This is a genomic window from Alysiella crassa DSM 2578, assembly GCF_000745955.1.
GTDB classification, from domain to species: domain Bacteria; phylum Pseudomonadota; class Gammaproteobacteria; order Burkholderiales; family Neisseriaceae; genus Simonsiella; species Simonsiella crassa.
On sequence record NZ_JQKH01000116.1, the window covers coordinates 1 to 5,585 of the forward strand.

7 protein-coding genes and 1 pseudogene are annotated in these 5,585 nt (G+C 46.0%); 3 read left to right on the forward strand and 5 right to left on the reverse strand.

The features are described from left to right. Positions 1-190, forward strand: a pseudogene (locus Q338_RS14930) (ribonuclease Z); the annotation flags it as partial. Positions 191-534: 344 nt separating this feature from the next. Next, positions 535-2,442 (forward strand): protein kinase domain-containing protein, encoded by a 1,908-nt coding sequence (locus tag Q338_RS13900; protein ID WP_051968639.1) that lies wholly within the window; start codon positions 535-537, stop codon positions 2,440-2,442. A 37-nt stretch (positions 2,443-2,479) separates the two neighbouring features. On the opposite strand, the gene Q338_RS14645 is transcribed toward Q338_RS13900, so the two are convergent. After that, positions 2,480-2,617 (reverse strand): hypothetical protein, encoded by a 138-nt coding sequence (locus tag Q338_RS14645; protein ID WP_156961084.1) that lies wholly within the window; start codon positions 2,615-2,617, stop codon positions 2,480-2,482. Between Q338_RS14645 and ispF the strand changes: the two genes are divergently transcribed. Next, positions 2,618-3,097 (forward strand): 2-C-methyl-D-erythritol 2,4-cyclodiphosphate synthase, encoded by a 480-nt coding sequence (gene ispF, locus Q338_RS11905; RefSeq protein WP_034295729.1) that lies wholly within the window; start codon positions 2,618-2,620, stop codon positions 3,095-3,097. It abuts the gene before it with no gap. 65 nt (positions 3,098-3,162) lie between these two features. On the opposite strand, the gene Q338_RS11910 is transcribed toward ispF, so the two are convergent. The 4 genes from Q338_RS11910 to Q338_RS11925 all read right to left on the reverse strand — a co-directional run. Next, entirely contained in the window at positions 3,163-3,549 is a 387-nt protein-coding gene (locus tag Q338_RS11910; RefSeq protein WP_034295731.1) for a hypothetical protein, read from the reverse strand. 6 nt (positions 3,550-3,555) lie between these two features. Beyond that, complete coding sequence (locus Q338_RS11915; protein WP_034295733.1) at positions 3,556-4,086, reverse strand: NUDIX hydrolase; 531 nt, start codon at positions 4,084-4,086, stop codon at positions 3,556-3,558. Positions 4,087-4,150: 64 nt separating this feature from the next. After that, on the reverse strand, positions 4,151-5,155 hold the full coding sequence (gene rfaD / locus Q338_RS11920) for an ADP-glyceromanno-heptose 6-epimerase (protein ID WP_034295735.1): 1,005 nt from the start codon (positions 5,153-5,155) through the stop codon (positions 4,151-4,153). Positions 5,156-5,399: 244 nt separating this feature from the next. Beyond that, on the reverse strand, positions 5,400-5,585 hold a 186-nt coding region (locus Q338_RS11925; RefSeq protein WP_034295740.1), incomplete at its 5' end, for an MmcQ/YjbR family DNA-binding protein.

Below are 5,585 nucleotides of genomic sequence, written 5' to 3' on the forward strand. Positions count from 1 at the left end.
TGGACACAGCACCTGCACCCAAGCCGCCGAATTGGCAAAATTGGCGCAAGTGAAGCGTTTGATTTTAACCCACATCAGCGCAAAATATTCAGGCGATAAGGCATTGAATTTATTGAATGACGCGCAAGCCATTTTTCCAAATACCGAATTGGCGCGGGATTTTTGGGAAATGGAGATTGCACTGTCATAAAGTTTAGGCAACCTTTTGGTACATGACAATTTTAGAACCTGTGTTCGTAAGATTGATGGCTTGATTTTATTGATAATTCTTGCGAATACAAGGCGGCTTTTCATGCCAATATTGAACATATTGGCGTGGAAAGCCAACGCAGTAGGCGCATGAAGTAGCGATAAAAGCAAGCTATTAAGATTATGAACACAGGTTCTTATAGTGGATTCAATTTAAATCAGGACAAGGCGACAGCGACCGCCGTGTACACAATAACCACTTTATCCATCACACCCATTGATTGATTTAAGGCTATAATTCCACACCCACCCACATCATCATTATTTTAGGATTAGGAGCGCACAATGCACACAAAACATCGCTATGCCTTGCCGATGGGCGAAGTATTGCACAATGTTTACCGTATTCAACAGGTATTGGGTGCGGGTGCATTCGGGATTACTTATTTGGTGGAACACATTAATTTGCACTCGCCATCGGTGATTAAAGAATATTTCCCCGAATTTGCCATACGCCAAGATGGACAAGTCCAGCCGCCCAACGCCGACCACGCCGAATTGTTTAATCGGGGCTTAAGCCGCTTTTTTCAGGAAGCGCAAACCTTAAACAAACTCAATCACCCAAATATTGTCAAAGTCAGCGATTTATTTAAAGAAAATGGCACGGCATATTTTGTTATGCCCTATATGGGCAGTCGCACCTTGTTAAATTGGATTGAAAGCCACTCCACGCCCAGTGTGGCGGATTTGGAAACCGTGTTTTTGCCCATATTAGACGGTTTACATTATATTCATGAACGCAATTTGCTCCACCGCGACATCAAACCCGCCAATATTTTATTGCAAGAAGACAATACGCCCGTGCTGATTGATTTTGGCTCGGCGCGATTTGTGCTGGATTCTGCCAGCCCAATGACGCGCACACTCACGCCCAATTTTGCCCCCATTGAACAATATGGACATAAATCGGAACAATATACCCCTGCTTTAGATATTTACAGTTTTGCCGCGTGTTTGTATCAAGCCATCACGCGCAGCCTGCCCGAAGCCGCCCCCGACCGCATTCCACACGATACGCAAATGAAATTGGCAGACAATGCCGCCTATCGCCAGCTTTATCCTGTGAACTGGTTGGCGGCGATAGATAAAGGTTTGAATGTGTATGCGAATGAGCGTTTTCAGGCTGCCTTGTCTATGAAAGAAGCGTTTGTGAATCCGCACACGGTGTCGTCTCCCCTACCCTTGTACACCACCGTGATGGACGCGCCCGAAACCACGCAAATGCCCCCACAACCCCACACCACCGAATACACACCCCCACCCAGCCAACCCAAACCCACCCCAAAATCCAAACCCGAACCCAAAATCAAACCCACCGCCCAAACCAAATCTTCAGGCAGCCTGAAAAAATTATTTGGGCGCGTGGTGATGTTGGGGATTTTTGGGGCGGTGGGATTGGGTGCGTATCCTTTTGTGAAAACTTGGCTATCCAAACCGCCTGTTGATAAGCCGTATCGTAGCACAGTAGAATTAACATTGGGCAAACGCAAAGTGCAATACACAGGCTGGTTGCTCAACGGCGTGGCGGAAGACAACACAGGCACCGCACAATTAAAATTTGATGACGGCACAACTTGCACCGTAGGCATGAGCAACAATAAACGTCATGGCACAGGCACTTGCGTTTACCCCAAAGGCAGCGTGTACGAAGGCGCGTGGAAAGACGACATGAAACACGGTTACGGCAAATACACGCCCACCAAAGCATCGCCGATTTTGACTTATGAAGGCGGTTTCGTGCAGGGCAAATTCAGCGGCAAAGGCATGATGAAATACAAAAATGGCGCGGTATTTGTCGGCGAATTCGCCAAAGACAATATTAAAACCAATGGCAAAGGCGAAATGACAGGCATGCTCGGCATGAATGCACGTTGCGAAGGCACGTTTACCTCCACCTACGCCAATTGCCAATTTAAACAAGGCAATTCCGTCATCAAATTCAAAGGCGAACACAAAAACGGCTTATGGCACGGCAAAGGCGAATTAATCACGCTGGACAACAACACCCAAACCGACCACTATCGCGGCGTATTCCGCAACGGCGACATGGTGAAAGTAAACAAACCCGCCCCCGAGCCTAGCGAAACAGATACACCGCCAGAAACCATTGAAGAAGTGCCAGCCGACACCCCACCCCCTGCCGAGCCACCCGTTCAGCAAAACAACAAAGACAATGTAAACAATTTGTTTTAACCCATTTTCAGGCTGCCTTTCCAATACACCAACACACTCATGTAGGGTGCGCCGTGCGCACCAAATCACTTGAATCATTCAAATTATGATGGCGAATTTGGTGCGCACAGCGCACCCTACTGTGATTTTTGTCGCGTACCAAAGGCAGCCTGAAAATATTCACTAGGAAAATCATATGAATATTCGCATTGGACAAGGCTACGATGTCCATCAACTCGTAGAAAATCGCCCCCTGATTTTGGGCGGCGTAACCATTCCCTTTGACAAAGGTCTGCTGGGTCATTCAGACGCAGACGCTTTGTTGCACGCCATCACGGACGCATTGCTCGGCGCAGCAGGTTTGGGCGACATCGGCACGCATTTCCCCGACACCGCCGCCGAATTCAAAGACGCCGACAGCCGCGTTTTGCTGCGCAATGCCTATGCCGAAGTGCAAAAATTAGGCTGGAAAATCATTAATTTAGACAGCACCATCATCGCCCAACAACCCAAATTAAAACCCCATATTCCTGCCATGCGCCAAAATTTGGCGGCGGATTTGGGGCTGCCTGAAAATTGTATCAACATCAAAGGCAAAACCAATGAAAAACTGGGTTATTTAGGGCGCATGGAAGGGATTGAAGCGCAAGCCGTTGTCTTATTAATTCAAAAATAAAATCAGGCAGCCTGAAACACATTTCAGGCTGCCTAATCTTTTTAAAATCAATTTAAATCAATACATTACCAAAAAAACGGATGGCGATAAAACCCACGTCGCCCCCACAACCAATCATCATCGTACCAATCGCGCATTTGCCGCAAACGCTGCTGCGAAATATAGTTTTGCCACGCCATTTTGTAGCACGCCTGAAACATTGGTTCGGAAACTTTATCAATGTATTTCAATTGAAAGGCTTTTTTATCTGCTTCCGTCCAATTAATTGGCTGATTAAATTGCTGACGCATCAATTCCGCCGTGTCTTTGTCGCATTGACTGGCTAGGCTAACTTGCAGATTTTGTTCGTATAATTTTTGCTTATGCGCCTGTTCCGCTTTTTGCTCGGGCGTGAGCGCACAGGCAGACAGCAGCACAGTCAAACTCAATAAAACCAAATGGGTTTTCATCATTCACTCCTATTCATTGAACCAATATTGCAAAGCAATTAAAGTTTTGCCATCACAAATCTCGCCATTTTCCACAGCAGCCCGCGCCTGCTCACGGTTCAACAATACCGTTTCCACAAACTCATCTTGGTCGGGCGACAAAGTGCTGTTTGGGCGAATATTTACCGCGCGATACAAATGAATCACTTCATCACAAAATCCAGGTGCAGTATAAAATTTCAAAATATATTCAACACGTTCCGCCACATAAGGCGTTTCTTCCGCCAATTCACGCAAGGCGCATTCGGCAGGGTCTTCGCCCGCGTCCAACTTGCCCGCAGGCACTTCCAGCAAAGCGCGTCCCGCCGCATAACGCCATTGGCGCACCAGCACCACGCGTTCATCATCAGTAACCGCCAACACGCAAGTCGCCCCAGAATGGCGCACCACCACGCGTTGCGTTTGATTGCCATTGGGCAGCAAAATTTGATCTTGGTGGATATTTAAAAAACTTCCTTCAAACAATGTGTTACTGCTGATTTGTTTTTCTTCCAAATTCATGGGATTCCTTTCATGATATTGAATTAATGGGCAAAACCTGTTTTCAGGCAGCCTGAAATATTCATCACAGCAAATGCTTAAACATCCACGCCACATAACGCTCAACCCCTTGTTCTACCGTAAAAAATTCATCGCTATAACCTGCTTGGCGCAATTGCGTAATGTCTGCTTGCGTGAAACTTTGGTATTTGCCCACCAACGCGTCTGGAAAATCAATATAACGGATAAGTCCTTGTTCTACCAATTCATTTAAAGATAATTTGGGCAAACCTTCCGCCGCACGACACGCATTCACCGTTGCCGCCGCCAAATCATTAAATGGCTGGCTGCGCCCCGTACCCAAATTGAAAATCCCTGATTTATCAGGATTATCCAAGAAATACAAATTCACTTTCACCACGTCTTCCACGCTGACAAAATCGCGGCTGTGTTCCCCCTTGCCAAATTGTTCATACTCGCCAAACAAATTAACAAAACCCTGTTCACGATACTGATTAAAATGATGATAAGCCACTGAAGCCATTCGTGCTTTATGCTGTTCACGCATACCATACACATTGAAATAACGGAAACCCACCACCTGCGCCGTCAAGCCCTGTTTCATGCGTTGGCGCAACACTTGGTCAAACAAAAATTTGGAATAGCCATACACATTAAGTGGCTGTTCCAATTCACGTTCTTCGCGGAATACATCGCCCTTGCCATACACCGCCGCGCTGGACGCATATAAAAACGGAATGCGCTCATATTGACACCAATCCAACAAATCCAAAGTATACTGATAGTTGTTGTCCATCATATACTTACCGTCATGATTCATCGTGTCGCTGCACGCACCTTCGTGGAACACGGCGCGAATATCGTCATACGGAAACTGATGTTCACGGATTTGGCGGATAAATTCGTGTTTATCCAAATAATGCGCGATTTCGCAATCGGCTAAATTTTTGAATTTATTTCCATTTGTTAAATTATCCACCGCCACAATATCGCTTATGCCGCGCTCATTCAAGGCTTTTACAATATTGCTGCCAATAAATCCAGCCGCGCCTGTTACAATGATTGTCATATTTTTTCCTTATTAAAATAATCAATTAGCTTTCAGGCTGCCTTTCAGTACACGACAAAAAATGAAATACTGCCTGAAATCGTTGAGATACAGCAATCTAACCCCCTCTCCTTTGGGAGAGGGAAAAATCGTGGTACATTGAAAGTTTTACCCTCTCCCTAACCCTCTCCCACAGGAGAGGGAACAGATGAGTGGTAAACAAAAATTTGTAGGATAATGAAAGGCTGCCTGAAAACCAACCCACTTATTCCGTTTGCACAAAACTTTGTTGCAATAAATCCATCAATTGCTGTTCAGGCAGCGTGTTGTCCAAACGCACACTCAACCAATGCGTTTTATTCATGTGATACGCAGGCGCGAAACCGTGTTGCCCGCGCAATTCAGCCACCCATTCAGGCGGCAATTTTACATTCATAATCTGAATATTAGC